At 62.8% G+C, this 26,389-nt stretch carries 26 protein-coding genes; 10 read left to right on the top strand and 16 right to left on the bottom strand.

What is annotated here, in order from left to right:
* Positions 1–59 precede the first annotated feature (59 nt).
* Complete coding sequence (locus V7651_RS05180) at positions 60–911, top strand: SDR family oxidoreductase (RefSeq protein WP_335612463.1); 852 nt, start codon at positions 60–62, stop codon at positions 909–911.
* Positions 912–921: 10 nt separating this feature from the next.
* Here the strand turns inward: V7651_RS05180 and phaR are convergent, their stop codons facing one another.
* A complete protein-coding gene (gene phaR / locus V7651_RS05175) occupies positions 922–1,494 on the bottom strand; it encodes a polyhydroxyalkanoate synthesis repressor PhaR (RefSeq protein WP_035537567.1) in 573 nt (190 codons plus the stop codon).
* A gap of 150 nt (positions 1,495–1,644) precedes the next feature.
* On the opposite strand from phaR, the gene phbB reads away from it, so the two are divergent.
* Entirely contained in the window at positions 1,645–2,370 is a 726-nt protein-coding gene (gene phbB / locus V7651_RS05170; RefSeq protein WP_035537566.1) for an acetoacetyl-CoA reductase, read from the top strand.
* Between the two features lie 281 nt (positions 2,371–2,651).
* Here phbB and V7651_RS05165 read toward each other — a convergent pair whose 3' ends face one another.
* Both V7651_RS05165 and gloB read right to left on the bottom strand, forming a co-directional pair.
* Complete coding sequence (locus V7651_RS05165) at positions 2,652–3,098, bottom strand: cupin domain-containing protein (RefSeq protein WP_335591958.1); 447 nt, start codon at positions 3,096–3,098, stop codon at positions 2,652–2,654.
* Entirely contained in the window at positions 3,098–3,859 is a 762-nt protein-coding gene (gloB, locus tag V7651_RS05160; RefSeq protein ID WP_335612462.1) for a hydroxyacylglutathione hydrolase, read from the bottom strand. The genes V7651_RS05165 and gloB overlap by 1 nt, the downstream gene beginning before the upstream one ends.
* 64 nt (positions 3,860–3,923) lie before the next feature.
* Between gloB and V7651_RS05155 the strand changes: the two genes are divergently transcribed.
* The 3 genes from V7651_RS05155 to V7651_RS05145 all read left to right on the top strand — a co-directional run bounded on the left by V7651_RS05155 (position 3,924) and on the right by V7651_RS05145 (position 6,669).
* Positions 3,924–4,667 (top strand): class I SAM-dependent methyltransferase, encoded by a 744-nt coding sequence (locus tag V7651_RS05155; protein WP_335612461.1) that lies wholly within the window; start codon positions 3,924–3,926, stop codon positions 4,665–4,667.
* A gap of 56 nt (positions 4,668–4,723) precedes the next feature.
* Entirely contained in the window at positions 4,724–5,068 is a 345-nt protein-coding gene (locus V7651_RS05150) for a P-II family nitrogen regulator (protein ID WP_035537557.1), read from the top strand.
* Positions 5,069–5,232: 164 nt separating this feature from the next.
* A complete protein-coding gene (locus V7651_RS05145) occupies positions 5,233–6,669 on the top strand; it encodes a putative bifunctional diguanylate cyclase/phosphodiesterase (RefSeq protein ID WP_335612460.1) in 1,437 nt (478 codons plus the stop codon).
* Here V7651_RS05145 and V7651_RS05140 read toward each other — a convergent pair.
* The gene (locus tag V7651_RS05140; protein WP_335612459.1) at positions 6,666–7,043 is read right to left on the bottom strand and encodes a DUF983 domain-containing protein; all 378 of its coding nucleotides are present in this window, start codon (positions 7,041–7,043) and stop codon (positions 6,666–6,668) included. The genes V7651_RS05145 and V7651_RS05140 overlap by 4 nt on opposite strands.
* Positions 7,044–7,224: 181 nt before the next feature.
* Here V7651_RS05140 and V7651_RS05135 point away from each other — a divergent pair, with 181 nt between their 5' ends.
* The 3 genes from V7651_RS05135 to msrB all read left to right on the top strand — a co-directional run bounded on the left by V7651_RS05135 (position 7,225) and on the right by msrB (position 8,997).
* On the top strand, positions 7,225–8,172 hold the full coding sequence (locus V7651_RS05135; protein ID WP_335591960.1) for a prephenate/arogenate dehydrogenase family protein: 948 nt from the start codon (positions 7,225–7,227) through the stop codon (positions 8,170–8,172).
* Positions 8,169–8,408: a DUF2164 domain-containing protein gene (locus tag V7651_RS05130; RefSeq protein ID WP_034740142.1), complete on the top strand. Its 240-nt coding sequence runs from the start codon at positions 8,169–8,171 to the stop codon at positions 8,406–8,408. The genes V7651_RS05135 and V7651_RS05130 overlap by 4 nt, the downstream gene beginning before the upstream one ends.
* A 64-nt stretch (positions 8,409–8,472) precedes the next feature.
* Positions 8,473–8,997, top strand: coding sequence for a peptide-methionine (R)-S-oxide reductase MsrB (msrB, locus tag V7651_RS05125; protein WP_335591961.1), 525 nt, complete (start codon positions 8,473–8,475; stop codon positions 8,995–8,997).
* 2 nt (positions 8,998–8,999) lie between these two features.
* Here the strand turns inward: msrB and V7651_RS05120 are convergent, their stop codons facing one another.
* From V7651_RS05120 to V7651_RS05105, 4 genes are read right to left on the bottom strand one after another with little or no spacing between them, the layout of a single operon-like run.
* Entirely contained in the window at positions 9,000–10,244 is a 1,245-nt protein-coding gene (locus V7651_RS05120; protein WP_335612458.1) for a M23 family metallopeptidase, read from the bottom strand.
* Entirely contained in the window at positions 10,244–10,882 is a 639-nt protein-coding gene (locus V7651_RS05115) for a hypothetical protein (protein WP_335612457.1), read from the bottom strand. The genes V7651_RS05120 and V7651_RS05115 overlap by 1 nt, the downstream gene beginning before the upstream one ends.
* Complete coding sequence (locus V7651_RS05110; RefSeq protein ID WP_335612456.1) at positions 10,882–11,502, bottom strand: hypothetical protein; 621 nt, start codon at positions 11,500–11,502, stop codon at positions 10,882–10,884. Before V7651_RS05110 ends, V7651_RS05115 begins: the two co-directional genes overlap by 1 nt.
* A 2-nt stretch (positions 11,503–11,504) precedes the next feature.
* The gene (locus V7651_RS05105) at positions 11,505–13,838 is read right to left on the bottom strand and encodes a S8 family serine peptidase (protein ID WP_335612455.1); all 2,334 of its coding nucleotides are present in this window, start codon (positions 13,836–13,838) and stop codon (positions 11,505–11,507) included.
* 84 nt (positions 13,839–13,922) lie between these two features.
* On the opposite strand from V7651_RS05105, the gene cobB reads away from it, so the two are divergent.
* On the top strand, positions 13,923–14,648 hold the full coding sequence (cobB, locus tag V7651_RS05100; protein WP_035537544.1) for a Sir2 family NAD+-dependent deacetylase: 726 nt from the start codon (positions 13,923–13,925) through the stop codon (positions 14,646–14,648).
* Here the strand turns inward: cobB and V7651_RS05095 are convergent.
* The gene (locus V7651_RS05095; protein ID WP_035537543.1) at positions 14,632–14,952 is read right to left on the bottom strand and encodes a PilZ domain-containing protein; all 321 of its coding nucleotides are present in this window, start codon (positions 14,950–14,952) and stop codon (positions 14,632–14,634) included. The two genes, cobB and V7651_RS05095, sit on opposite strands and share 17 nt — an antisense overlap.
* 116 nt (positions 14,953–15,068) lie before the next feature.
* Positions 15,069–15,809, bottom strand: coding sequence for a PhyR family response regulator anti-anti-sigma factor (locus V7651_RS05090; RefSeq protein ID WP_035537541.1), 741 nt, complete (start codon positions 15,807–15,809; stop codon positions 15,069–15,071).
* A gap of 278 nt (positions 15,810–16,087) precedes the next feature.
* Here V7651_RS05090 and V7651_RS05085 point away from each other — a divergent pair, with 278 nt between their 5' ends.
* Positions 16,088–16,723 carry a sigma-70 family RNA polymerase sigma factor gene (locus V7651_RS05085; protein WP_335612454.1) on the top strand — a complete coding sequence of 212 codons (636 nt, stop codon included), beginning with the start codon at positions 16,088–16,090 and terminating at the stop codon, positions 16,721–16,723.
* Positions 16,724–16,755: 32 nt separating this feature from the next.
* Here the strand turns inward: V7651_RS05085 and V7651_RS05080 are convergent, their stop codons facing one another.
* The 6 genes from V7651_RS05080 to V7651_RS05055 form a co-directional block, all read right to left on the bottom strand.
* Positions 16,756–18,198 (bottom strand): PAS domain-containing protein, encoded by a 1,443-nt coding sequence (locus tag V7651_RS05080; protein ID WP_335612453.1) that lies wholly within the window; start codon positions 18,196–18,198, stop codon positions 16,756–16,758.
* Entirely contained in the window at positions 18,195–20,765 is a 2,571-nt protein-coding gene (locus V7651_RS05075; RefSeq protein ID WP_335612452.1) for a cellulose synthase subunit BcsC-related outer membrane protein, read from the bottom strand. The genes V7651_RS05080 and V7651_RS05075 overlap by 4 nt, the downstream gene beginning before the upstream one ends.
* On the bottom strand, positions 20,765–22,981 hold the full coding sequence (locus tag V7651_RS05070) for a cellulose biosynthesis cyclic di-GMP-binding regulatory protein BcsB (RefSeq protein ID WP_335612451.1): 2,217 nt from the start codon (positions 22,979–22,981) through the stop codon (positions 20,765–20,767). Before V7651_RS05070 ends, V7651_RS05075 begins: the two co-directional genes overlap by 1 nt.
* Positions 22,978–25,176 (bottom strand): UDP-forming cellulose synthase catalytic subunit, encoded by a 2,199-nt coding sequence (bcsA, locus tag V7651_RS05065; protein ID WP_335591556.1) that lies wholly within the window; start codon positions 25,174–25,176, stop codon positions 22,978–22,980. The genes V7651_RS05070 and bcsA overlap by 4 nt, the downstream gene beginning before the upstream one ends.
* A 374-nt stretch (positions 25,177–25,550) precedes the next feature.
* Complete coding sequence (locus V7651_RS05060) at positions 25,551–25,763, bottom strand: hypothetical protein (protein ID WP_035539524.1); 213 nt, start codon at positions 25,761–25,763, stop codon at positions 25,551–25,553.
* 292 nt (positions 25,764–26,055) lie between these two features.
* A complete protein-coding gene (locus V7651_RS05055; protein WP_335612450.1) occupies positions 26,056–26,385 on the bottom strand; it encodes a hypothetical protein in 330 nt (109 codons plus the stop codon).
* Positions 26,386–26,389 lie beyond the last annotated feature (4 nt).

Genomic DNA, 26,389 nt, shown 5'->3' with positions numbered 1-26,389 from the left:
ATCCGAGGTGACGCTTCGTTGGTTCTGCAAGCACACAGTTTGAGCAGGAGACGAAACCCATGAACACGATTGCCCCCCAGATACATGAAGACGGCCTTCCCGGCAGCGAGGCAGACCTGTCGCCCAAGCCCGAATGGGAACCCCGCTATCCGGGCTCCGGCCGGCTCGAAGGCAAGGTCGCGCTGATCACCGGCGCCGATAGCGGCATCGGCCGCGCGGTGGCCGTGCTGTTTGCGCGCGAAGGCGCCGATATTGCCTTCGTCTATCTTTCGGAAACCGAAGACGCGGATGCGACCTGCAAGATGATCGAGGATGAGGGCCGCGACGCGCTGGCCATCAAGGGCGATCTCGGCGATCCGGATTTCGCGCAGATGGTCGTTGCAAAGACGATTGCGCGGTTCCAGACGATTGACGTCCTGGTCAACAATGCCGGGGAGCAACACCCCGACAAGGAGATTGAGGACATTACCGATGCGCAGTTGAAGCGCACTTTCCAGACAAATATCTTTTCGATGTTCTACCTGACGCAGGCCGCGCGCCCGCACCTGAAAGAAGGGGCGTCGATCATCAATTGCACATCGGTGACCATGTATGCCGGCGCCAGTGAGCTGCTCGACTATTCGGCCACCAAAGGCGCCATCACGGCGTTCACGCGCTCACTGTCGGAGAACATTGTGGGCGATGGCATTCGCGTCAACGCCGTGGCGCCGGGGCCTATCTGGACGCCGCTAAATCCAGCCGGCGGGGCATCGCCCGAAAAGCTGGAGCATTTCGGTGAGGGAACCCCCATGGGGCGTCCCGGCCAGCCGAACGAAGTCGCGCCAAGCTTCCTGTTCCTCGCCTGCGAGGATTCAAGCTACATGTCCGGGCAGGTCCTGCACCCGAATGGCGGCATCATCGTCGGCTCGTAAGGGCTCGCGCCTAGTCCTTTTTGGCGAGGTCGGCGAGCTGGTCCTGGATGGCCTGCATCTGGGCCTGCATGGCGGCGAGCGCCTCGGCCTGGAAATCCATGATCGGATTTGATGGCGTCTGTTTCTCGTTATGGGACGCCTTGTGGAGCGTGGGCATGAACATTTTCATGCCCTGCTCGAACATCGCCATGTTGCGGCGCGCCTGTTTTTCAAACAGCGACATCGGATTGGCGGCCTTGGTCCATTCCTTTTGCGTGTCGGCAAAACTGTTCATCGACATGTCGAGGAAGGCCGGAAGGAAGGCCTGTCCGCCACCACCATAGAAACCGATCAGCTTGCGCAGGAAGTTCAGCGGAAGGGCGCCCTCCCCCTTTGTTTCCTGCTCGAAAATGATCTGCGTGAGCACCTGACGGGTCAGATCCTCTCCCGATTTGGCATCGCGCACTTCAAAATCCCGGCCCTCACGGACGAGTTCGGAAAGGTGTTCCAACGTCACGTAAGATGACGTGGATGTGTCGTAGAGACGCCGATTCGCGTATTTCTTGATGATGATCGTCTGGGACGATCCATTTGGCTTGGCCATATCCTACCCTCAGTTCTCCTCAATGGGAGAAGCAATTATTGTGCTATGCAGCAATATTTGCACAGAATTTGCGTGTGACCAATGCGCTATTGAAGTCTACCGGCCATGAAGGCTAGAGACGGGGCAACAAAAGCCGGAGGAAAATTAGGCATGACAAAGACAGTACTGGTCACGGGGGGCACGCGCGGTATCGGACGTGCGATCAGCGAGACAATGAAAGCAAAGGGCTACAAGGTTGCGGCCAATTACGGCGGCAATGACGAAGCGGCCAAGCTTTGCGAAAAAGAAACAGGCATCCGTTGCTACAAGTTCGACGTGGCTGACTATGAAGCCGTGGGCAAAGGCATCGCGGCCATCGAGGCCGATCTCGGCCCGATCGACATCGTGATCAACAATGCCGGCGTGACGCGCGACGCACCCTTCCACAAGATGACACTCGACCAGTGGCAACAGGTCATCAATATCGACCTGACCTCGGCGTTCAACGTGACGCGCCAGGTGTGGGACGGCATGCGCGAGCGCGGTTTCGGCCGGGTCATCAACATCTCGTCGATCAACGGACAGAAGGGCCAGTTTGGCCAGGCGAACTATTCCGCCGCCAAGGCCGGCCTGATCGGCTTCACCAAGGCGCTCGCCCAGGAAGGCGCCAAGAAGGGCGTGACCGTGAACGTGGTCTGCCCGGGCTATATCGATACGGAAATGGTTCAGGCCGTGCCGGAGAAAGTGCTGGAAAGCATCATCGCGTCGATCCCGGTCGGCCGTCTCGGCAAGGCTGAAGAGATCGCCTCGATGTGCGCCTATCTCTCCAGCGAGGAAGCCGCCTTCATCACCGGCGCAACCATGACGGTGAACGGCGCGCAATATATCGCGGGCTAGGCCTGCCGACATTGCAAGCAAAACGAAGAACCGGACCGGCCCCGCGCCGTCCGGTTTTTCTGTATTTAAAGACGCGGGAGGCGAGGTGCCGGGAACGCGTTTTTTGTATTTCAGGATAGAAGCAAGGTCGCGATCCCTTGCCCCGTCTCCCGCGCTGCCCGGCGAGATGGGAGCCAGCCGGACGAGAAGAGAATACGCCGGGACGCGCGCTGTCGGACAAGTTTATGGTGAAAGCCCGGCTGGCGGGCGATTACGGGGTGTTTCATGTTGGAAAGAGCGCGCTAGACCTTGGGCCGCCAGTCAGGCGGGGCCAGTTCAAAACCCTTGAACTCGAAGCCCGGCGCGACCGTGCAGCTGACGAGGGTCCACGCGCCGAGCGTTTCGGCCGTCTGCCAGTGATGGGCAGGGACGACGATTTGCGGATGCTGGCCAGCGCGCAGGTCCGGGCCGAGCTGGTAGGCGTCGGCGCCCCTCCCGTCCGGCGGTGAAAGGGTGAGCGCAAGCGGGCCGCCAGCATGCCAGAACCAGCATTCATCGGCATCGACGCGGTGCCAGGCGGACACTTCATCGGCCTGCAGCAGGTAGTAGATGGCCGTGGATGTGGGCCGGTAGCCATGCATGGCCGGGGCGCGGAAGGTTTCGGCATAGTGGCCGCCTTCGGGATGCGGCTTCAGGCCGAGCAGGCGGATGATCTCATTGGCGCCAAGGTCCCCCGAAATGGCGTTCATCAGAACCGGTCCTTCCGGCCGCGGATTTCCGCGAATGTTGCCACAGGGTCGCCGGGATGGCCCATGGCCGCCTGAAGACCCGGATCGTCGGCGCGCAGGAAGGGATTGGTCTTCAGTTCGCGGGCGAGCTGGGTGGGGACGGTCCATTCATTGCGGGCGCGCTTGTCGGTGATCTCGTTCACATAGCCGGCGAGCGCCTCATTGCCGGGGTCGACCGTGACGGCGAACTTGGCGTTCGAGGCCGTATATTCATGCGCGCAGTAGAGTGCCGTCTCGGGCGGCAGGTTCTTCAGGCGCGAGAGGGAGGCCCACATCATTTCCGGATTGCCCTCGAAGACGCGGCCGCAGCCGAGCGCAAAGACGGCGTCGCCGACAAAGGCCGTGGCTTCGCCCGCCAGATGATAGGCGATATGACCAAGCGTATGGCCCGGCACATCGATGACATGCGCGGCCAGCGCGCCGAGGGAGACGACATCACCGGTCTTCACGGCGCGGTCGATGCCGGGGATTTTTGCCTCTTCGCCAGCGGGGCCGGTAATGGTGCAGCCGGTGGCCTCCTTGATGGCGAGATTGCCGCCTGCGTGGTCCGGATGCCAGTGCGTGTTCCAGATCTGCGTGATGGTCCAGCCGCGCGCGGCGGCTTCGGCGAGGTATTTCTGCGCGTCGGGCGTATCCACGGCAGCGGTCTCGCCGGACACGGAATCATGTGCAAGGAAGCCGTAATTATCATTCAGGCAGGGAAACTGGTGTATCTGGAACATCAGGTCGGATCTCCGGGCGGCTTCAATTCGTGGTCGTAAAACCCTAAATAACACAAGGAAGCCCATGCGTCAGGATGCCGTCACCTTGGAGCGATTCTATGCCTCCCCGCTGGGGAGCGCGGCCGCGCGCATCCTGTCGGCGAAGCTGGTCGACCTGTGGGGCGAGGCGAACAATTTGTCGGTTCTGGGCCTTGGCTATGCCATTCCGGTTCTGGATGCGTTTGGCGACCAGCCGGGCCGCAGCGTGGCCGCAGTACCGTTCGACCATGGCCCTGTGCGCTGGGACCCGACCGGACGCGGCAATGCGACCGTTTCCGTTGGCGACCTGCGCCTGCCCTTCCCGGATGGCCAGTTTGACCGCGTGATCGTACTGCATGGCCTTGAGGAAACGGGCGATCCACGCGCCTATTTGCGGGAGATCTGGCGCGTCATGGCGCCGGAGGGACGCATCGTGCTGGCTGTTTCCAACCGCGCTGGCCTGTGGAGCCGGGCGACCCGGACGCCGTTTGGCCAGGGACGACCGTGGAGCCGGTCGCAGCTGATGAACCTGCTGTCGATCGGTCTCTTCCAGGTAACGGCCAGCGCCAGCGCGCTCTATATGCCGCCTGTTTCGGCCCGGCTGGTGACCGCTGCGGCCGAAGGCTGGGACGCGATCGGACGGATCATCACGCCGGGCCTTGGCGGGGTCGTGCTGGTCGAAGCGGTGAAGAGACTGTATGCTGAACCGGGAGGCGGCGCCGTCGCGCCTGTGGCGGAGCGGGTGCGGATTGCCAAGCCTGCGGCGACGTCACGGCGCGAAAGACATTGACGCAAGCGGTGCGACCGATACGTTCGCACCTGCAAAAACCAAAGGGCTGGTGGACTATGAAACTCGTTACCGCAATCTTTAAACCAAGCCGTCTCGACGCTGTGATCGACGCACTGTCCGAGGCTGGCGCGACTGGCCTGACCGTATCGGAAGTGCGCGGCTATGGCCGGCAGCAGGGCAAGACGGAAGTCTATCGGGGGGCCGAATATGAAGTGCGCCTCCTGCCGAAAGTCCGCGTGGAAGTCGCCTGCAGCGAGGCCGACGCAGAGCGTTTTGCCGACGCGATCATCTCGGCGGCAAACACAGGCACGATCGGCGACGGCAAGATCTTCATCACGACGGTCGAATCCGTGGTGCGTATCCGCACCGGCGAGCGCGACGAGCAGGCCCTGACGGGCTGATCCGCCACGCCTCTATGGCAAACCATAGATTAACGCGGGCGGCATTGTTTTGCCGCCCGGCGCAAACCTTCATGAACGGGGGTTCTGTAAGGATGACCGCCTAGTATCGGGCGGGGTCATGCCATGCAGTATCTGTTTCACTCCTTCACAGGCGGGGCATTCTGATGTCCGTCCTGTCCGGGATTCTCCTCGCCAATATCTCGCTGGCCCTGCTGGCAGCCCTGATCTACTGGCAGGGCACCATGCATGCCGAACAACTGCGCGACGTGCGGCTTCAGTTCAACAAGCTCTCTTCGACCGATCCGGTCACCAATCTTCCCAATCGCGCCAAACTGCATGAGCGCCTGACCGAGGCGCTTGAATCCGACGGGCCGGACCCGGCGCTGATGGTGATCGAGCTGGACGGGTTCAAAGTGGTCAATGACACACTGGGACACGAGACCGGCGACGAACTGCTGAAGGCCGTGGCGATGCGCATGAACAGCTGCCTGAACGACAAGGACATGCTGGCCCGCGTTGGCGGCGGCGAGTTTGCCGCGCTGATCACCCGCGCGGACGCCGAAGTCCGCGCCACGCAGACGGCGCAATCGATTGACGAGGCCATGCACGCCCCCTTCCGCATCGGCGAGGACGTGATCAGTATGAAAGCCAATATCGGCATCGCGCCGACGCAGAAAGGTGAAGTGCCGGCAACCGAAATCCTGCGCCGGGCCGACGTCGCCATGTTTGCGGCCAAGAATGACCGGCTGGAGGCAATCCGCACCTATTCGCCCGCCATGGATGAAGCGCTGCAACTGCGCCGGACGATCAATTCCGAACTCGACCGTGCACTCATGAACAATGAGCTGACCTTGGTCTACCAGCCGCTTGTATGTGCACGGACGGGCAAGGTGATGAGTGCCGAAGCCCTGATGCGCTGGCCGAGCAAGCAGGGACTGGCCGGTTCGCCGGGCGTGTTCATCCCGATTGCCGAGGAAAGCGGGCTGATCACGAAACTCGGCGCCTGGGCGCTCGACCAGGCCATGCTGGAAATCAAGCGGCAGAAGACGATCCCGATCGCGGTCAATGTCTCACCCGTGCAGTTCCGCGTCGATGGATTTGCCAATAGCGTGGAAGCCGCGCTGGAGCGCCACGGCATCGAGCCCGCACTGCTGCACATCGAAATCACGGAAGGCGTTCTGATCTCGCATACGGGCGAAGCGCAGCGCACGATGAACCGCCTGCGCCAGATGGGCGTGCAGGTGCTGCTCGACGATTTCGGCACGGGGTATTCATCGCTAAGCTATCTGCAGCAATTCCAGTTCGACGGACTGAAGATTGACCGCGCCTTCATCCAGCAGCTCGACATCGGCCATACGGGCCGCGAACTGCTGAAATCCATCATTGCGCTGGGCCACAGCCTGAACATGAAAGTCGTCGCCGAGGGCGTCGAGACCGAGGACCAGGCGGCTGTGCTGCAGCTACTGTCCTGCGACTTCCTGCAGGGCTATGCGCTGGGACGCCCGGGTGCCGCCGACGCGCTGCATGCCATGACCGGCCCGGAGGAATTGCTGGGCGGACTGACCCGCAAGGGCGGCGGCTGGACCGGCGCGATCAACTAGCGATCCTTGATATCGGACGCGGTGACTTCTTCCGCGCCATGATGGAGCTGCAGGTTTAGCAGCACCGCCTTGGCGACAGGCAGGAGGATCATGCAAAGCCCGATCAGGACGATGCATAGCGCCACGAAGGACAGGATCTTCAGGCCCGTGGGCAGTGGGCTCATCGGCAGCAGGAACAGGAACGGCGCCAGCAGGATCAGTACGCCGAAGCCGACAAAAAAGGCCGGACCGTCTGCCGTATCAGCCGATGTCATGTCACGTCCGCAGACCGGGCATTCCGAATTGAGCTTCAGATAGCCCGAAAACAGCTTTCCTTCGCCGCACTTGCCGCAACGCAGGCGCAGGCCCGAGAGGATGGGGGATGCATTCGACATGTCAGACTCCGTGTTTCACCGCTCATGTAGGCGTTCAGACACGCCTTTAAGCCGTGCCAAACCGTCGCTGGAGCTCAAAGGTCGCAGTTGAGGCCCGCGCATTAACCTCAGACCACCCTTGACCTCGGGCCCCGCTTTGCACACCAGAGCAGCGCAGATGACCTGAACAAGAGTATACACAATGACCGAACCTGTCTTTCCCTCGATTGCCATTATCGGCACCGGCCTTATCGGCGCATCCATTGCCCGGGCTGCCGCCGAGTATGGCGCAGCGGGATCGGTCAAGCTTTATGACGTGAGCGACGATGTGCGCCAGCGCGCGGCCGGCCTTGGCCTGGGCGACGTTGCGGAGACGCTGCAGGCTGCTGTTGCCGACGCTGACTGCGTGTTGCTGTGCGTGCCGGTTGGCGCGCTGGCGGCTGTCGCAGCCGCCGCTGTGCCGCATATGAAGACCGGGGCGATCCTGACCGATGTAGGCTCGGTGAAGGGGGAAGCTGCCGCCGCCCTCATGGCCGCCGATGACGGCCGCGTGCATATCATACCCGGCCACCCGATTGCGGGCACCGAGCAATCCGGCCCGGAAGCCGGGTTTGCCACCCTGTTCCGCGACGCCTGGTATATCCTGACGCCGGGACCAAGCACGGACGAGGCCTATCTCGCGGGCGTCGATGCGCTGACGCGTTTCTGGCAGGCGCTGGGCTCGAAAGTGGAGACCATGGACAGTGCGCGCCATGACCGCGTTCTGGCCATCACCAGCCACCTGCCCCACCTGATCGCGTTCAATATCGTGGCGACCGCCTTCGACATGGAAACCGTGGAACAGGGCGAAGTGGTGAAATACTCCGCCGGTGGCTTTCGCGACTTCACGCGGATTGCAGCCTCTGATCCCGTCATGTGGCGCGACGTGTTCCTGACCAACAAGGAAGCCGTGCTTGAATGCCTCGGGCGGTTTTCCGAGGATCTCGCCGTTCTGCAGCGCGCGATCCGCTGGGGGGATGGCGACATGCTGATGCGCGAGTTCACGCGGGCCCGGACGATCCGCAAGGCGATCATTGATGCAGGGCAGGATTCCAGCGCGGTAAACTTCGGCCGCAACCCGCACCTGGACAAGGAGACGGGCGAGTCATGAAAGAGATCACGCTGACGCCCGAACGCCGCGAGGCGCTGTGCCGCGAAGTGCAGAAGACGTTCAGCGTGGCCTTTGATGAAACGCTGAGTGATTTTCGGGCGGGCGAGATTGTCGACCTGATGCTGAAAACGATGGGGCCGGCGGTGTATAATCAGGCCGTGCAGGATGTGCGGGCGCACCTGCAGGGCAAGCTGGACGACCTTGATGGCGAAGTCTGGGTGGATGGCGGCGTTTAGGCCCTCACGGCCTTGTGTGTGTTGCGTGTCTGAACCGGCGACTAAATCTGTGCGTATGAAACACATGACCCATTCACTCCTCTCCCGCCGCGCCCTGTTGCTGTCAGGCTCTGCCGCCCTTGCGGTTGCTGCCTGTTCGTCTGCCGGCGCGGACAAGAAGCCACCTGAAGCCGCCGCCGACCGCGATAAGTATGTCGGCAATGAATGGCGTGACCTGACCGAGGACCAATGGCGCGAGCGCCTGTCGCCAGCCGCTTTTGGCGTGCTCCGCAAGGCGAACACCGAACGCGCGTTTACCTCGCCTCTGGAGCACGAGAAGCGCGAAGGCATTTATCATTGTGCGGGCTGCGACCTTCCGCTGTTTTCATCGGACAAAAAGTTCGACAGCGGCACAGGCTGGCCGAGCTTTTTCGATGTGCTGCCGGGCGCTGTTGCGACAAGCGTTGACCGCAAGCTGATCTACACGCGCACGGAATATCATTGCGCCCGCTGCCTTGGCCACCAGGGCCATGTGTTCGAGGACGGCCCGGCCCCGACGGGGCTGCGCTGGTGCAATAATGGCGTGGCGCTGAGCTTCAAGCCCGCCTGAGCCTATTCGGTGATGACATAGCCTTCGGGAATGACAAACGGCGCTGTGGCGACGGCGACATTCTGTTCGACTTCCTCGCCGGGACCATTCTCGCGCCGTTCATAGGCCTCGACCAGTGATAGATAGGGCGGGACATAGACCCAGCCCTGATCGGCCATGTTCTGTACGATCTCGAAATGGAGATGGAACGTGGTGGCCGAGCCGCCAAAATCATTCGAGACATAGCCGAGCGACTGGCCGGCGGTGACGGTGTCGCCGGTCTTTACCTTGAGCTTGGCCATGTTGAGGTGGAGGTATTTGTAGATACGGCCACCGGCGCGCAGGCTGATCGAATAGGAGCCGACATTGGAGATGACGCCATCTTCTGTAGCGACGACTTCCTGCAGCGCGCGGTCAGCCTTGGCGGTGCGGCGCATCGTGTTGCACTGGGCGGGTGTGCCGACGCGGATGTCCTGGCCCTGGTGGATTTTCTGGGCCGGACAGAAGGGGGATCTCCTGTTGGCGCTGCGGGTTTCGCAGAAATTGTCGCGCCATGGATAGGCGAAGTTGCGCGCGTCGCACTGGTCGCCGCCGCCGATGCCGCCGCCGAAGGTGAAGACCTGGGACTGGAGGTAGGCAGGCGCTGATTTCACTGGGAAAACGATGCCGGGCGCGTGGACGATCTGGTCGATGTCACCCTGCCCTGAACCCGGCAGAAGCGCGCCGGGAGCATGGTAGCTGAAGGCCGGTTCGACGGGCGGTGTGACGGGTTCCGTGGGTGTTTCAGCCGTGTCTTCGGGGGGCGTTACGGTATCTTCCGGTGTATCGACGGGGGCTTCCGTGTCCGTTCCGGGGACTTCGGAGTCCGTTCCCGGGGTATCTGTGGCCGGCGTGTCGGTTTCGGCAGGGGTTTCGGGTGTCACGTCCGTGTCAGTCGGAGGTGTTTCGGTTGGCACCTCGGCGCTGGTGTCGGGGGGCGTGACAGTGTCCTCGCCGGAGACGGGGTCGGTGGCCGGTGTATCCGTTTCAGGGTCGGTCGGTGTCTCGCTGCCATCGGTTGGCTCCGCAGGATCGACCGGCGTTTCGCCATAGGGGTTTTCGACCGGTGTGCCGGGAGGCGGTGGACCGGGCGCGCCGGGCGGAATGGCCGGGCCGGGCTCAGGCGTGGACGGCGGCGGGCCGCCATCGCCCGGGAAGCGGATGAAGTCACAGCCAGCCAGGCCGGTGACGGCCAATGCGGCCAGAACGTACGCAACAGTCTTCTGCATCAGCGTGTCCCCGCGATGACCAGTTTACGGGCGATTTCGAGCGCCTCGTCCTCTCCGATGCATTCAGGGTCTTCGCCCGTTGCATTCTTGCATTCGAATTCGATGAGATAGTCAGCGCCATAGCGCGAGAAGGCGACCTGCGCGCCGGAGGCGGTGGCCAGATAGCTCGGCTCGGTATCGGCGGATGTGTCGCCGGCATCGCGCGCGCCGATGACTTCATTGGTGCCGTTGACCACGATGTCATAGTCGACGCCGGGATAGGTGGCGAAATAGCCGTCGCTCATGGGCATGAATTTCACGCCGCCCTCGGCTGACTGGGGCACAACGATGCCGGTGGGGAGGAGGACGGGCACAGGCGGGGCGGATGCGCCGGACTGGACCTGAAAGGCGCCTTCGCCGCGGTCCTCGCTGGGCACCGAGGCCATGTCGCGCCGGGCAGCTTCCCAGTCGATACCGGCCGTGCTTTCGACCGCTTCGGGGCGGACGGGCAGGTCGGGCTCGGTGGGGGTTTCAGCCACGGTCGGGGTTTCGGTGGCGGCAGGCGCAGCGGGCTGTTCGGGCGCCTTGATCCGGTCACAGGCTGACAGTGTCAGGGCCCCTATCGCCGCGAAGGCCAGCAAATGCTTTGTGGTCATCATCAGTTTTTCTCTCCGGGATGGGCGACGTAGTCGGGGTCTGCATAGGACACCCCGTCAACGGACATGATCTTTTTCTGTACATCGCTAATGGCGGCGCGGGTGGGCTCGGTGCCGGGCGGCATCTGGTAGGCGAGCTTGATCTCGCCGGAATAGCTGGCGCCGACGAGGGCGAAATCCGCCAGTTGGGGCGTGCGGCCCACATAATCGGCATAGGTCTGCTGGGCGGCGGCCGGATCTTTCTTGTAGAGGCGGGCAATGGAATCGATTTCCGGCGCGCCCTTGATGCGGACAATGAAGGTGACTTCCGCGCCCTTTGCCTGGGCCGTGATGACCGCAGGCGGGGCCTGTTCGGGCCGCACGAGCGGCGGCTCGGTCGGCACTTCATCCGGCACAATGTCTTCCGGCAGGGCGCCGACCAGCGGACTCTTGTCCCGGTCGACACGGGCATCAACCTGCGAACGGGACTCGCGCTCTGACATGCCTGACAGCGGCACGGCGGGTTCGTCCCTGTCTTCCGGCGAGCCGGCCAGCACAAACAGGCCCGTCGCGCCCGCAAGCGTAGCGAGGCCTGCCAGCCCGAGCGGGCCGCCGAGATGGAAAGGCGTGCGGAAACCGGCCATGCCTAGTTGGCACCTCCGCTGGTGGTGCTGAGGGCCGGCACATTGGCGAGGTTCAGGAGACCGCCGCAGGGACGGGCACACATGTCCGGGCTGCCCGGAATGGGCGTCGTGCCGGGATAGAGCGCGCAGGACCCGGCGCATTGCAGCGGCTCACGCGGATCAAGCGCCGCGATCAGCGTGGCTTTCAGCTCCTGCGGGGTGGCGTCAGGCTGGCGCGCCTTCAGCAGGGCCAGCGCAGCAGCGACGTGCGGGGCGGCCATGCTGGTGCCCTGCTCGTAGGCATAATAGCAATTGTCGACGCCTTCGCCTGTGACCGGATCGTAGCAATTGGTCGAGGCCTTGGTCGAGAGGACGCCATCAGGGCGGCCATCGCCATTGTCGTCGCGGGTGAGATCGCCGCCCGGTGCAATGACCGAGACATTGGGCCCGAAGTTCGAATAGGGCGCGATCTGGCCACGGGCATCACCGGCCGCGACCGAGATCACGTTCTGGCAGCCGCCGGGCGCGTAATATTGCGTCGAAACGCGGGCATTGCCGGCAGCGGCGACAACGATGACGCCGCGATCAGTGACGGCATCGATCGCATCCTGCAGCGAGGCCGGGCAGAATTCGAAAAGGCCGATGGAGAGGTTGATGATGTCGGCCGGATTCTCGTTCCAGACCTCATTGCCTTCGGTATCCTCACCCGGGATCAGGCCGCCAGCCCAGCGGATGGCGTCGTTGATGTCGGAGAGGCGACCGCCGCATTTGCCGAGCGCGCGGACCGGAACGATCTTGACGTTCCAGGCGCCGCCGGCAACGCCGGTACCATTATTGGAGGCTGCAGCGCCAATCGTGCCGGCCACATGCGTGCCGTGGAACGTGTCAGCGGCGAGCGGAGCCGTGGGGTCGCACATGTCGCCCGGATCGTTCGGGTCATTGTCGCGGCCATTGCCGTCATTACCCATGCGCGGATCGGAGACCATGTCCCAGCCAGCCGCGACATTGGGCGAGTTCTTGATGTCAGGGTGGACCATTTGCAGGCCGGTATCGACCACGGCAACAACGACTTCGCTGGAGCCCTCATTGGCCTGACGCGTCCAGAAATCCTGGAAGCCGGCACCGCCGGCAGACTTGCCTTCGCCTGTGCCCTGGTTCTGGAAATTCCATTGCAGGCTCCAGAGCGGGTCATTTGGCGTGATTTCAGAAGTGATCGTGACAGGCGGGGTACCGGTGTTGCCAGGTGTCTGGCCGCCCGTTGAAGGCGTGGTGCCGGGGTCGGTCGGCTTAGGATGGCGGACGAACTGGTTCTCGAAGATGTAGTCCTTCTCGACATATTCGAACTGGCCGGAGGCCCGCAGGTCCTGAACGATACATTCGGTGGCCAGCGCCGGATTGGACTGGACCGTTACCATATCGGTTGTTTCCGGGCAGCCTGCGCCCGTATCGACCGCAAGGTAGCTCTGCTGGGCATTGGCGACCTGTTCGGGCGTGAAGCGCGTGGGGTCAGCGCCGTCAGAGCCGATCTGGATAACCATCTGGCCTTCGCGCGAGAGGGCGACCTGCCCGTCCATGCCGTATTTCGACAGCGTGTCGAGCATGACGGAGTTGGCATCTTCCTGCTTGCGGATGGCGTCGCCCGTGATCAGCGAGCGGCGGGCGAGCTTGCGAGCGACTTCGCGCGTGGGCGCGGGCGCAGCAGACGACGGAGCGCGCGGGGCAAGGCTGCGCGTGCGGGGAACGGGCACAGGCTCTGACGCGGCGGCACGTTCAAGATCCTGCGTTGCCTGCGCGATCTGCTGCTGGGATTCTTCGGGGGCGTTCGGGTCAAGCTTCACCCTCGGCATAAGCCGCGCGGGCTGGGCCAGTTCCATTGACGCAGCAGGCGGGGGCGGCGCGGCGGGCGCAGGTGCAGGTGCAGGTGCAGGTGCAGGTGCAGGCGAGCCTGCCGGCACTTCCTCGGTGTCGACAAAATCTTCCTCAAGGTCGTTCAGGACGTCCTCGTCCTCCATCATCAAGGCCTCTTCCTCGGCAATGGCGGAGGGCTGGATGTTCTTCGGCTTGGCAATGATCGAGCCGATGGCGAACATGGATCTCTCGCCGACTGACGCGACCGCCATGTCGTTGACGAGCGTGCCGGCAATGGCGCGGTCCATGACCGAAGCGGTCATCAGCGTCTTGTCGGCGTCGGGTTCGACCACGGCGCGGCCGCTGATCTGGTCGAGTGTGGCATCAGCCAGCTCCCGGGCCCGGTCGAGCCTTGTGCCCTGCTGGTCGCAGGCGGCCAGAACAAGCAGGCTCGCCATGGCAGCACCAATTGCGATTTGCGTGGTTTTCCGCGTGAGGTTAGGCAGCATGTCAGAATGTCCCCTTACAATTGCCAACGTGACCCCAGCTCCCCTACATTAACCCTGTGTTTAGATTATGACGAGGCCGACTACATGTCCAATGCAAACGCACCACGCGGTATCGTGGTGCTTACCGGGGCCGGTGTGTCCGCAGAAAGCGGGCTCGGCACTTTCCGAGACGTGGATGGCATATGGACCAAGTATCCGCTCGAAGACCTGGCGACGCCGGAGGGCTTTGCCCGCAATCCTGACTTTGTGCAGGGCTTCTACAATGACCGCCGCGCACAGCTGAAGACATCAGAGCCCAATGCGGCGCATGTCGCGCTGGCACGTCTGGAGGCCGCGCTGCAGGCGGCGGGCCGCCGGTTCACGCTGGTGACGCAGAATGTCGACCATTTGCACGAGAGCGCCGGCAGCCAGAATGTGCTGCACATGCATGGCGAACTGCTGAAAGTGCGCTGTCAGGCGTGCGGCAGCGTGGTGCGCTGGCCCGATGACCTCACCAGCAAGACGCACTGCCCCGTCTGCGAGGCGACCGGCCTGATGCGGCCGCATGTGGTGTGGTTTGGCGAAATGCCCCTCTATATGGACGAGATCGAGGTGGAACTGTCACGCGCGGACCTGTTCGTATCGATCGGGACCAGCGGGAATGTGTATCCGGCGGCGGGGTTTGTGCAGCTGGCGCGGCGCGCCGGGGCGCGGACGCTGGAGCTGAACCTTGAGCCATCGGACGGCGCGACGTTTTTCGACGAGGCGCGCTATGGCAAGGCCAGCGATGTGGTGCCCGGCTGGGCAAACGACATCATGAAGTGGCTTTAGACCCGGCTTCACGGAAGAGGATGCCGGCCATCGCCTCGTGCTGCCAGACGAGTTCGCAATGGACCATATGCACTTTCTGGCCAGACCGGCTTTCGAGGCGAACGGTAAACCGGGGCGGGAGAGGCTTTGGCGACGCGAGCTCGAGGCAGGCGCCTGCGGCTGACATGTCGACCATGCTCGCACGGGTGATGAGCCGCTGGTCAAGGCTCCAGATCGAGCCGGTGCGGGTCATTTTCGTGCGCGTATAGCGGCGGTTCTCCGGCGACGCGCCGCGTTCATCCGCGAGCTTTTTCAAGACGATCATGGCATACCTCCTTCCGCCGTGTCTGGCAGCGACTCTATACGGAGGAGGCTGAAACCGTTCCATTTGCAGAACGGTTTGTGCAAGAGAGGCCATTACAGGATGCGATCAGGTGGGTGTCAGTGCCGGCCGATCAGGGCCTGGCTGATGACGGCCTTCACCAGGTCCACGCGGAATGGCTTGGGGATCAGGAAGACAGGTTCCTGCCCTTCGCCGGTCAGCAGAGCTTCCGGATAAGCCGTGATGAAAATGACCGGGCCATTCCAGGTCTTGCGGATGTCATTGACAGCATCGATTCCTGAGGATCCATCCGCCAGCCTTATGTCGGCCAGGATCAGGCCGAACTCTTCCTGGCTGGCCATTTCCACCGCGTCAGCATGGGTCGTGGCAACCGCGACGGTGGCATGCCCGAGCGACGCTACAATTTCCGACAGATGGGCCGCGATCATGGCTTCATCCTCGATGATGAAGACGCGGGTGGTGAGGGCTTCCATAAGCGCAGCTTCTGCATTGCTCAGGGCCGTTTCGACTTCGGTGTCGGATATGCCGAGAATCAGGGCGATATCATCCACCGGGAAAGCTTCGACGGAGGCCAACAGGAGGGCCCGCCGCTCCAGTGCGCCCAATTTCACGAGTATGTCGTCAGGTGGAGAGGCCTCGCGCGGCTCGGCAAGGACTTCGTCCAGACTCTTGTAAAGCCGGGTGCGGTTAAAGTCGGTATCGCCCGAAGCAACCTGCGGGAGCAGATGGAGCTCCATCATGGTCGAAACAAGCTGATCGCCGACCTCCTGAGAGCCGACAACAGCACGCGCATAACGTCGGAGGAAAGGGAGTTCGGACTCAATCAGGTCGGAGAGCATCTTTTGGCCTAGCGTCGGTCAAAGGGTCAGAATCTAAACTGCCTTTTTGGTGTATTCGTACTATATCCGACATAGTTTAGAGACGGAAATTTAACAATCGTTTGCACATTATGCACAGTGCTAGGACCAGGACTCTGCAAGGAATGCTTAACAGATTTTCCCCAGACTTCATCTTCCAAGCAGGAGTAGAATATACAGGATGTAGGGATCGCCACGATAGAGCATACGCGGCATTTCCGAGTTTGTGAAATTGCAGTTAGCCAAAGGATTTGGCGCCGATGAGTATCGCCGAGGAAGAAAAGAATCGATCTTTCAGTTTTGCAGATGAGCTTGAGCGCCTTTTGCCGGAGCTCAGAGCGTTTGCGCGAAGCCTTTGCCGCAACCGGGACCTAGCGGATGACCTGGTGCAGGAAACCTGCCTGAACGCCTGGGGCGCAATCGACCGCTTTCAGACCGGCGCCGCCATGCGGCCATGGCTTTTCCGAATCCTTCGCAACGAATTCTATCAGCATACGCGCCGGGCGTGGCGATCGACCGAACTTGAGCCCGAACAGGCTGAACGTACGCTGGTGGCCAATGAGAGCCTGGAAGCGCGTTCCGACTTCCGCGTCCTGCAGGCGGCCATCGACTCCCTTCCCCAAGCCCAGCGCGACGCCATCATCCTCGTGGTGGCCGCCGGCTTTACCTATGATGAAGCCGGGATCATCTGCGATTGCTCGGCCGGGACAGTCAAAAGCCGCGTCAGCCGCGCACGCGATGCGGGGATGCATATCATGACACAGGCCGAGAATGGCAACGGCGTAACCGGCGGGCATAGCGAACTGTCGCAAGCGACACGCGGCCTCGATGACCTGCTGAGCGATATCAAGCGGCTGAGTGAGCCTTCACCTCACCCGATAGACACCGCCGCCTGATCACAGGCCCGCGGCAGTCACTGGCCCCACGCTCAGCCTGTCAGGCTGTCAGCGACCTTGTTTTCCCCGAACACATTTCGCAGCATGCTGCCATCGACCGGTTCCGTCGTCTGGACAAGGATGATGCGCTTGATCGTGCCGCCGGCACCGAGGAGCGCGCGGCCACGCTCGACAACCTGCACCCATAGCCCTGTCGACATGCGCACGCGCAGACGGTGGACGAGTTCGGATGCGTCGCCTTCCAGCATGCGCTGGTAGACATGCCGGGCTTCAAGATGGTCGTCGGGATGGATGCGGGCGATCCAGTCAAAGATGTCCTCTGAGGTCGGCTCGACCCCTTGTGCGAACATGTCGGCCCAGCCTTCCGAATAGGTGACCGTGCCCTCTGCGACGGACCAGTCGATCACGCCTGCGGAGAGGAGGTCGCAGGTGATGTCTGCAAGCGCTGACGAGAGGTCGGCATCGCGCACTTCCCTGTCCTGACGTTGCCATTCGTTCTGAATCACCGAGACCGCCAGCAGGACGGCCAAGAGAGACGCGCCGAAGAGCGCCATGAATTCAAAGCGCCGCGCCGCGAGCACGGCGACGACGGGTGGCTCGGTGCCGATATAGACAAGCTGGAGCGCGCCGCCCGCAATGCCACGCGCTTCGATGAACCGTGAAGCGTCCTCGCCGGACACCTGGCTGGCCGCCGGGATATCGTCCCCGTGGAGCGGCACCCAGCCGAGCGCCGTTGAGGCAAGGTTGAGATCGGCCGCCGTGAAAGTCGCGCCGCGATCAGAGGCCGTGACGACGGGATCGCCATCGCGGTTGAGTAGCGCGGCACGCCAGTGCTTGCCGGCGATCGAGCCCGCCGAAAGCGCCGACTGGAAGGCACCCGAGCGCAGAACGAGAACCGCCGGAATCTGCCGGCCATCTGTCAGGGCAAGGTCACGGTAGACAGCTGCCCTGCCCGGCCCGACCGAGACGAGCTCGAGTTCGAGCGCTTCACGCCCGGCACGCCGACTATAGGGGCGCGGCGCGAGCGCGCCTTCGGCCCCGGACGGCATCTCGCCGAAAACACGCGGCGCTGCGCCATCGGCACCGGGAATGATGATGGCGGTGACCGGTGTATCCGCAAGTTGCTGGTTTATCTTCACCTGGAGTGCGCGCTGCTCGCTGGCCGGGACATTTTCCGCCATGGCGGCGGCAATGACCGGGGAAGCCTCGGTGCCGGCTGCATAGATTCGCGCGAGATCTGCCTCGACAGCGACTTCCCCTGTCCACGCCGTCTCGGCCAGCGCTGAACGGGTGGTGGATATGTCGTCGCCAACGACTTGCCAGGCATATATCAGCACACCAACGACACAGCCTATCAGCGCAGCCGCCTGGACCGCACGCATCAGGAAAGGATCGCTGCGCTCAAGCCGTCGGGCCAGACGCATAAGCCCGCCGGGGCGTGCGGTATCAGCTGCAGGCGGTGGCGTATGGATCATGGTTGGGTCCAGGCAGTTGGATTGAACGGATCTTGCGGCAGGTCATTGCGGACGAGGCCATCACGCCCGCCCGGCACCCATGTCAGGGCGAGGCCGACGCGGACATCTTCATAGGCTTCAGACTGTATGGCCGACAGATTGCCCGACAGGATGACTTCAGGCGCGATACGGCGTGCGGCGCTGAGATCGAGCGCGGCTGCGAAGCCGGAACTGTCGCTACCGCCGATGAGGGGCTGGGTGCCACGCATCAGCGGGTTGGCCCGGGCCGGGTCTTCCGAAACCGATTCATAGGCGACGGCGGCGTCGGCCTTGAGGATCCAGTGTTTCATCGGATCGGTCTGGGCATTCAGCGAGACGCCCGTGCGATGGAAAGTCTGCGGGCTGAAATAGCCGCCATGGCCGGGCGTGAAGAAGTTGGTGTTCTCGTCATAGGACTGGAACTGGTAGAAGAGGCCCGAGACGAGGTAGGCGAAACCCTTGCGGGCAAAATTGCGATTGGCCGCGACACCCAGCGCGAGCTTGCTGTTATCGGCGGTATTCTCGCCGTGCAGGCTGGTGGCTTCGATATCGGCCTGCAGCGTGTTGGACTTTCCGACCGGCAGCCGACCGCGCAGGGCGACGCCGCTTTCGATGACACGCCCGAAGGCCTCGCCGGTTGTGGCATCGCGCTGACCAGCGAATGACAGAACGCTATCCATTTTCGGCCGGGCGAAAACGCGTGCCTCGACAGCGCGGCCTGCATCTTCGTGTGCGATGGCAATCTCGCCGACAAGGGCCGGGTCAACATCGGCGTTCAGCGGCGTGACGCCGACACGCACGGCAATGCTGGTGTCACCTTCGCGGGCCCAGGCGAGATAGGGCATGGCGACGGTCTCGCGGGAGGCGTCTATGGCGGGGAGCGCGCTACGGCCCGGATCGAGGGAATAGACCGACACGCCGGCTTCAAAGCGATTGCGCCCCCGGATGAGGCCAGCCGATGTGGTGGAAACGACGCCGCTCAAGCGGTTCTGCCCACTGGTGCCGCCCTGGCTGCGGACGGCGACGGCCTGACGATACCAATTGGAGTCGATGCCTTCGAGCGGCGGGAAACTGTCCGGCGCGAGAGCCTTGGCGGTGAGATAATCGCCCTGATCAAAAGCGGCGGAGGCATTGAGGGCGGTAAGGCGTGCGCCAAGCGGTCCACCGACGGTGCGGGCGAGCGCAGCGGCCGTGTCCATGCCGCCGGTGCGCTGTGCGGCGAGGGCGTAACCTTCAGCCGATTCCGCTTCCGGACTTTCGACATAGAGCTGGCTGAAGAGGCTGGCGGCGGCTGCGTCATTGCCAAGGCGGAGATCTGACCAGGCAGCGCGCATGCGTCCGGCGCGGCGGGTCGGCGCGTAATCGGCGGCCTCAAGCGCGAGGGCGCGGGCCTTGGTGTAATTGCCGGCCTCTGTTGCAGCGCCAGCGGCATCCAGCAGGGCGCCGCCGGCGATCGTGCCGGCATCAACGGCGAGGGCGGGGAAAAACGTGACGGCGCTATTGGCGAGCGTGACGGCTTCGCGCCAGCTGCCCTGTTCGCGGTGGACGCGCGCGTCGGCTAGCTCGATACGGCCGCTGAGTTCGGCAAGGCTGGCCGGGTCGGGCGCGGTAGAGACGGCAGCGCGGGCGGCGCTGATATCGCCTGAAGCAAGTGAGGCGAGGACCAGCCCTCGGCGGGCGTCCTCGGGGCCGCTTTCGGCGAGGGAGCGGGAGAAGCGCTGGCCTGCGCCGGAGGGATCGGTTTCCAGCATGGCCCAGCCGGCCTGCATCAGGAGATCCGGATCGCCGGATGTGTCGGCAAGTGCGACAGCCGCGCCAATGTGGCCGGTATTGATGGCCGTGTTGAACTGGAGGCGGTTATCGGCCTGGACGATTTTGGCGTAAGCTGCACCGACCTGCGCGTTGTCGCTGGCGCGTTGCTGCAGCGGAGCAAGGGCGCGCAGGGCAGCCAGGCCGTCCTGATCGAGCACCGAGGCTGCGCGGGCGGCCAGAGTGGCGACGCTGTCTGGCGCATCGCAGACCGTGGGCGCGCGAACGTAGTAGGCATTGATGGCGGCAGGTTCACCCAGCCCTTCGAGCGCGTCAGCGCGGGCGAAGAGGCGGAACGGGGTTTCGCATTTATCTGCGGCGACAGGCGGCAGGGCGGAGAGGACCGTGGTCCAGTCATGCTCTGCCACGGCGTCGGCGATGCGCTGGTCGAGTGCGCCATTGGCGACATAGGCAATTAGATCGCGCGGCGGCTGCCAGCCGGGATTGGCGGCTTTCAGACCGGCCAGCCTGTCTTCCGCGCTGTTCCACTGGTTGGCGGCGCCAAGATCCCAGATGGCCTGGACATCAGCCGGCGCGGGACCGATTTGGACAAGCTGCGTCGCGGCGGCTTGTGCCTCCTGCTGCTGTGCGGGTTCATCGGCCGTCGGGATGCCGATGGCAATGACGCCTTCCGCCTTGCCTGCGAGCGCCGGGTCTGCGGCAGCCGTCATCACGCCGCCGAAAGACGGGGCGATGAGGGCACCGACCGCAGCCGCGCGCAGGAGGCGGCGAAGCAGCATCACTTTTCATTCATCCGATCACGCATGTAGCGGGCGATGAGGGCCAGCACGGCAGCGAGTGCGAAGAGCACAGCGCCAAGCGTGATGATCCAGCGCAGAGGCGAGCGGGCAGACTTCATGCGGGCCATTTCGGCCGGGCGCATCTGGCCGATCTCGAACGTGACCGCCGGAGCCTGCGTCACGACAGTCGCGGCACTGGTGCGCCAGACAGCCGCGCCGCCCTTGAGCTGGGTCCAGTGACTTGGCTGGACGAGCGAGCGAGCCGATGCAATGAGCTGACCCGGCGTTTCAGCCGTGACCACGGTGACGAGGCGACCGGCATGATCCGGCGAGTGGCCCTCGACGAGGAGACCATTGTCGCCAAGATCGATCGACTTGTATTCGCGGGTCGCAGTGACCTGCGGATCCGCAGAGCCACGGGTTGCAAGCGCGGTATACTGGCCTGTCAGGCTGACTTCAGCCGGGAGGAAGCCTTTAAGGGCCGTTCGCGTGCCGACCACAAGCGTATGCTCGTCCGGCAGGGCGAGGCCGAAACCGAAATCGGTATCGGTGAAGACTGTGCCATAGATCTGGCCAAGACGCGCACCGACGGTCCAGACAGAAGCGGCCGTCTCGTCGCCGGTGTCACCTGCGCGAATGGCGAAAGGCGTGCCTTCGATGCCGGAATAGGGAAAGCCGGACTCTGAAAGCAGCGCCAGGTTGGGCAGCTCAACGAATGTGTCGGCTTCCGGCAGCGTGAAGGTCGAACTGTCTTTCATCACGAAAGCGAGGTGATTCATGTTGTGCGACGTGCACTCGCCTTTTGTTTCGGTCGAGAGTTCCACGTCGAACGCGACATGGTTCTGGCCGGGATGGAGGGCATCCGGCGTGATCGTGAGCTGGTAGCCCGGCATCACTTCACCATCGGGATTGGTGAGACGAATGGCACGCTGGAACTCGCCATTGACCAGGATGTTCACGACGGAATTGGAATCAAGGCCCGCGCCATAGGCAAAATCGAGCGACAGCTCGACCTCGCTCTTGGAGCGGAAGCGAATATCGGCGGGCAGCGTGAAGTTAAAACCGATCTCGCCGCGCTCCTGCCCGAGCAGCGAGGTTTCAGCGAGGCCGAGATCGCGGAAGACGTATTTCGTGCCGGGCTGCAGGGGGTGCTTTTTCGCCAGGATCATGCCGGCTGGTGTTTCCGCAGGCGAGAGGATGACCGAGCCTGTGTCCGACAGCGGGAAGCGGGCGGCTGCGAGCGCACGAACGGCGCCCTCAATGGCTGCAGGGGTGCGCCCGGCCGCAACGATCAGGAAGCGGGACGGATCTGCCGGGGACGGACTGATCGACAGGAAGGAATCCTCACCTTCCAGATCAGCGAGGCCAGCGGGCGCAATGCCGGCCAGCTGCTCAGGCGTGCCGATTGCAATGAGGTCGGCGCCGATGGCCTTGTCGCTCATCTCGCTGACATGGACGCGGGTGATATCCGGCAGGCGGTAGGCAAGACGGTTGGCGACGGCCTGCGAGGCGAGCGTGCCCCAACGCAGGTTGTCAGCTGTCATCTCGCCGTCAGCCATGAGGATGCCGAGATTTTCGACGCCGCCAACGCCCGCCGTAACCAGCGCATCAAGGTCTGCCAGCGAGCCGGCAAACGGGCGGCGCGCATAGGTGATCTCGACATAGGAGCGAGAGGTATCAATGTCGGTCCAGAGCTCGGCTGCAGAAGGATCCTGGCAGCCATAGGTGTAGCGCTGGACGGCATCGATGCGCAGCGTATTGAAGCCAGACATGACGCTGGCGGGATCGAGCTGGATTTCGTTCACAGCGGCGGCGCGCTCTGTGATGCCATCAAGCTGGGCGACGAAGCGACCGTTCAGGCCGACACGGATCTGGGGACGTGCGTCTTCCTGGGCGCGGCCACTGACATGGCGCATGACCAGCCGTGCCGACTGCACGTCTGCCTGCGGCGCAACTGCGAAGGAAATGTTCTCGCTGGCCTTTGCGCCATCAAGGCGGATGGCCCCCTGCTCCGGCCGGAGCGCAGCCAATGGGAGACGGGCGCGCCAGAGACCGTTCTCGAGTTGCTCGACCGCAACCTGCGGATCATCCCGGAAGCGGGCATAGACGTCGTAAACGGCGTCTTGAGACGGGGCCTCCTGCGCGTGCGCAGGGACTGTAAGGGGCGCGGCTGCAAGTATCGCGGCCAACGCTGTGGAGCGGATAAGAGTGATCATGAGCGTGCTTCCCGGGTAACGGCTTGGATGTGGTTCATGGCGTGAGAGATGCTTGAGCGGACAAGACCGGCGATCTTGGTGCCCATATGGTCGGCCTTGGCGCGGCCATCGCGGAAGGTCTTCCAGTTCTCGCTGCGCGAATACATGAGCGCGACGACGGCCGACCATTGTTCATTGTTCTCGATGACGAAGCTGAGCCCGAGCTTCTGGCCCGTGGGCGTGTCGGTGGCAGAGAGGACTTTCAGATCAAGACGTGAGGGCGACGTGGCGCCAAGGTCGCGCGCATCGGCCTGGATAATGTCGCCGATAACGAAACGCTTGCCTTCGCCATAGGGCACTTTGCAGCCCATGCCGGTGATCGATACATCGGTCATCTGGCCGGGCACGGGCGCACCGAAATGCTTGAGCGTGATGTCGCGGCTGGTCTCGAAGCGCGGGAAGATGCGCTGCTGGGAGCGTTCGTAAAGGACGCCGAGGGCAGAGATGAGCAGCAGGAGGTGGAACGTGTTCCAGAACAGGAGGACCGTGATCACACCCGCACCGACGGGATCAATGAACCAGCGCACCAGGCCTGCCACTTCACCGAGACAGACAATGGCGATGAGAATGTAGAACGGGCGAGCGAGTGGAGAAACAAAGTTCTCGTCGAGGCTCTCGCCCTTGGGCGTCACGGCGAAGCTCGGCGAGCGCGGATTGCGCAGGACCTGCAGGATGGCGCCGGAGCAGTGGATCGACTGGATGACTTCGTAAAGTTCCGAGGCAAAGGCCCAGCGTGTGTGGCCGTACAGCATCGAGGAGAGCATCAGCGCACCAAAAATGTGCGGCAGGCCGTACATGAGGAAGTCTGACAGGTCGCCGACATAGACCTGGATGCCGAACAGGAGATAGAGCAGCGGACCGAGGATGAACGCCATGCGCGCCAACGGGAAGAACCAGTAGAAGCAGGAATTGAAGTAACCGACGCGCTGGCCGAAGGTGAGGCCCTTCTTCAGCAGCGGATTCTTCAGCAAGAATATCTGGACCATGCCCTGCGTCCAGCGCATGCGCTGCGTGATAAAACCGGAGAAGGTCTCTGGCGAGAGACCCGCCACCATGGGACGGTCGACATAGGCGCTGCGGTATCCGCGCGCGTGCAGTTCCAGCGCGGTTTCGGCATCTTCCGTAATTGTCTCGCCCTGGATGCCGCCAATCTCCATGACGAGCGAGCGGCGAAGCACGGCCGCCGAACCACAGAAGAAAGACGCATTAAGGCCATCAAGCCCCCGCTGGATGACCGAATAGAACATCTCGTTTTCGCTCGGCATCTTGCGGAATGTGCCGAGATTGCGTTCGAGCGGATCGGGGTTGAGGAAGAAATGCGGCGTCTGGACGAGGAAGAGTTTCGGGTCTTCCACGAAATAGCCGACGGTGCGCGTGAGGATGTCGGTCGACGGGACATGGTCGGCATCGAGGATGAGGATCAGTTCGCCGGACGTGTGAGCGAGGGCGGCATTGATATTGCCGGCCTTGGCATGGTCATTCTTTTCGCGCGTCAGATAATGCGCGCCGAGGCGCTCGCAGACCTGTTTGAGATAGACGTGCCGCTCCTGCGCCTCGTCCGCCTTTTCACGGTCCGCCTGATTGCGCTTGGCGACCGTGCCCCCATCGTCGAGCAGGTAAACGTTCACCCGGCCTGCCGGATAATTGACATTGAGCGCGGCTGTCAGCGTGACCTCGATGAGGTCGTCCGGCTCGTTATAGGTCGGGATCAGGATATCGACGGTCGGGCAGGCTTCAGGCGAAATCGGCGCCGGACGCGGGGCGCGCTTGTAGACGTCCACCGACAGGAAAGTGGAGAGGAGAAGCAGGATGTAGCCATAGGTTTCTGCGCCGAGCAGGAACATGCCGCCGATAATCGACAGAACGGAATCGGTCGGCATTGTCTCGGTGACACGCCAGATCATGTAGCGCGTACTGGTAAACACGATCAGCAGGGAGACAAAGCTGCGGAACGGGCCGCCGGATGGCCGGATCCAGGTCATCATGAAAAAGGTTGCGATGGTGGCAATGCAGAGCTGGATCTGGACAGAGTCGGGGGTCGGCGCCCCTGCCATCAGGGCAACACATATCAGCACCACCACCGCGCTTATCGTGCGCAGCGGTGCAAACCGGGAAGCCGGCGTGAAAGTCGCTTTAGGTGATGACGTCTGACTCATTGGTGTGTTTTTTATACTTCGCTATTCGAAATACTTGTTTCACACGTCGACGTGAATTGATTGATAATATGTAATATATGCTCAATGTACGGCTTGGTTAAATTTCTTTTTACATGCGTTTACCAAGTAAACAGAATTCTATTTATTGTTAACCAAGGTGAACAGCTCAAGCCCAGGCGATAAGGATCGGAGCGGATGGCATGACACAGTGCCCACACGCCTCCCGGGCTCGCGGGCACAAGCCCACCCAGCCCTCACTTTTTGCTATTGTCATGGTTACCGGGCGCCACGGATTCCACAGGAATGGACTGGCCCGTGTACGCAGCAGACTGGAATTTGAACGCGAATAAGTTCGCGAAGTCGGAGCGGCCAGCCTATTCGGCGTCGGCAGCGTCATCCTGGCCGACATCAGTGCGTCTTGCTTCTGCCGTCAGGCCCACGCCGCCGTGGCCGCGGGGTTGCTGCTGACCCTCGGAAGAATTGGATCTTTCGATTCCATGCACTGCGCCAATCGCTGCGGGCGTCGATGCCACGACAAATGGCATCGTCAGGAACAGTCGAATAGCAAGTTTACGCGGATCATGCATCTTCAGGTCCTATCGGGGCAGCAGCTTGATATGCTTCAGTGAGAACAGGAGACCCCGGCAAAGAGTTCCCAACTAACCTGGCGCACATCGTGCCGGAAATATGCGTCCGGCCAAAAAACAGTGGTTTTGCGGGCGCGCCATGAAGGTCGCTTCCGCTCAGGCGCGTGCTTATGATCGGGATCGCCGAATTTCACAAGTGCGATAAAAGGGCGCGACTTTAAGGCGCCTTTGGGGCGAGCCATCCGCCATTCTTCCGCAGCCGGATTTTTGGGGCACGCGATGCCACGTGGTGCTAGTCTTTCACCCGCTTGAGACGTTGCTCGGAATCGAATGCGCGCTTGAGCACGTCGTGGGCCGACCGGACCTGAAGCGCCTCGTCATTCACCCGCTGATGCTGATCATCGATGTCACGGACCAGTTTGCGGGCATGGCCCTGCTGGTGGGACAGGATCAGGGAGTCGATATCGGCCGCACTTTTATCCATTGCCTTGAGGCTGCCGGCGAGACGCTCGCGCTCAGCCTCGGCGCCGGCATGGGCCTGCTGGGCGGCAAGATAGCTCTGCTCGGCCTTTTGACGCTTCAGGGAGACAAGTTTTTGAAGGTCGGGTTTGCGACGGGCCATCTGA

Origin of the sequence: Hyphomonas oceanitis, from assembly GCF_036964545.1 — a bacterium.
GTDB lineage: Bacteria > Pseudomonadota > Alphaproteobacteria > Caulobacterales > Hyphomonadaceae > Hyphomonas > Hyphomonas oceanitis.
Note: the sequence above shows the minus strand (reverse complement) of the source record. Positions and strands in the feature narration are given on the sequence as shown.

What these genes read in the sequence shown, in the direction of transcription:
- V7651_RS05140 (WP_335612459.1), bottom strand. Translation starts at nt 7,043, where the DNA reads ATGTCGAATGCATCCCCCATCCTCTCGGGCCTGCGCCTGCGTTGCGGC.
- V7651_RS05075 (WP_335612452.1), bottom strand. Translation starts at nt 20,765, where the DNA reads ATGCTGCTTCGCCGCCTCCTGCGCGCGGCTGCGGTCGGTGCCCTCATC.
- V7651_RS05135 (WP_335591960.1), top strand. Translation starts at nt 7,225, where the DNA reads ATGACCGAACCTGTCTTTCCCTCGATTGCCATTATCGGCACCGGCCTT.
- V7651_RS05110 (WP_335612456.1), bottom strand. Translation starts at nt 11,502, where the DNA reads ATGGCCGGTTTCCGCACGCCTTTCCATCTCGGCGGCCCGCTCGGGCTG.
- V7651_RS05060 (WP_035539524.1), bottom strand. Translation starts at nt 25,763, where the DNA reads ATGCATGATCCGCGTAAACTTGCTATTCGACTGTTCCTGACGATGCCA.
- phaR (WP_035537567.1), bottom strand. Translation starts at nt 1,494, where the DNA reads ATGGCCAAGCCAAATGGATCGTCCCAGACGATCATCATCAAGAAATAC.
- V7651_RS05055 (WP_335612450.1), bottom strand. Translation starts at nt 26,385, where the DNA reads ATGGCCCGTCGCAAACCCGACCTTCAAAAACTTGTCTCCCTGAAGCGT.
- V7651_RS05145 (WP_335612460.1), top strand. Translation starts at nt 5,233, where the DNA reads ATGTCCGTCCTGTCCGGGATTCTCCTCGCCAATATCTCGCTGGCCCTG.
- V7651_RS05165 (WP_335591958.1), bottom strand. Translation starts at nt 3,098, where the DNA reads ATGAACGCCATTTCGGGGGACCTTGGCGCCAATGAGATCATCCGCCTG.
- V7651_RS05120 (WP_335612458.1), bottom strand. Translation starts at nt 10,244, where the DNA reads ATGCAGAAGACTGTTGCGTACGTTCTGGCCGCATTGGCCGTCACCGGC.
- msrB (WP_335591961.1), top strand. Translation starts at nt 8,473, where the DNA reads ATGACCCATTCACTCCTCTCCCGCCGCGCCCTGTTGCTGTCAGGCTCT.
- V7651_RS05085 (WP_335612454.1), top strand. Translation starts at nt 16,088, where the DNA reads ATGAGTATCGCCGAGGAAGAAAAGAATCGATCTTTCAGTTTTGCAGAT.
- V7651_RS05155 (WP_335612461.1), top strand. Translation starts at nt 3,924, where the DNA reads ATGCGTCAGGATGCCGTCACCTTGGAGCGATTCTATGCCTCCCCGCTG.
- V7651_RS05095 (WP_035537543.1), bottom strand. Translation starts at nt 14,952, where the DNA reads ATGATCGTCTTGAAAAAGCTCGCGGATGAACGCGGCGCGTCGCCGGAG.
- V7651_RS05180 (WP_335612463.1), top strand. Translation starts at nt 60, where the DNA reads ATGAACACGATTGCCCCCCAGATACATGAAGACGGCCTTCCCGGCAGC.
- gloB (WP_335612462.1), bottom strand. Translation starts at nt 3,859, where the DNA reads ATGTTCCAGATACACCAGTTTCCCTGCCTGAATGATAATTACGGCTTC.
- cobB (WP_035537544.1), top strand. Translation starts at nt 13,923, where the DNA reads ATGTCCAATGCAAACGCACCACGCGGTATCGTGGTGCTTACCGGGGCC.
- V7651_RS05080 (WP_335612453.1), bottom strand. Translation starts at nt 18,198, where the DNA reads ATGATCCATACGCCACCGCCTGCAGCTGATACCGCACGCCCCGGCGGG.
- V7651_RS05115 (WP_335612457.1), bottom strand. Translation starts at nt 10,882, where the DNA reads ATGATGACCACAAAGCATTTGCTGGCCTTCGCGGCGATAGGGGCCCTG.
- V7651_RS05070 (WP_335612451.1), bottom strand. Translation starts at nt 22,981, where the DNA reads ATGATCACTCTTATCCGCTCCACAGCGTTGGCCGCGATACTTGCAGCC.
- V7651_RS05105 (WP_335612455.1), bottom strand. Translation starts at nt 13,838, where the DNA reads ATGCTGCCTAACCTCACGCGGAAAACCACGCAAATCGCAATTGGTGCT.
- V7651_RS05130 (WP_034740142.1), top strand. Translation starts at nt 8,169, where the DNA reads ATGAAAGAGATCACGCTGACGCCCGAACGCCGCGAGGCGCTGTGCCGC.
- V7651_RS05150 (WP_035537557.1), top strand. Translation starts at nt 4,724, where the DNA reads ATGAAACTCGTTACCGCAATCTTTAAACCAAGCCGTCTCGACGCTGTG.
- V7651_RS05090 (WP_035537541.1), bottom strand. Translation starts at nt 15,809, where the DNA reads ATGCTCTCCGACCTGATTGAGTCCGAACTCCCTTTCCTCCGACGTTAT.
- phbB (WP_035537566.1), top strand. Translation starts at nt 1,645, where the DNA reads ATGACAAAGACAGTACTGGTCACGGGGGGCACGCGCGGTATCGGACGT.
- bcsA (WP_335591556.1), bottom strand. Translation starts at nt 25,176, where the DNA reads ATGAGTCAGACGTCATCACCTAAAGCGACTTTCACGCCGGCTTCCCGG.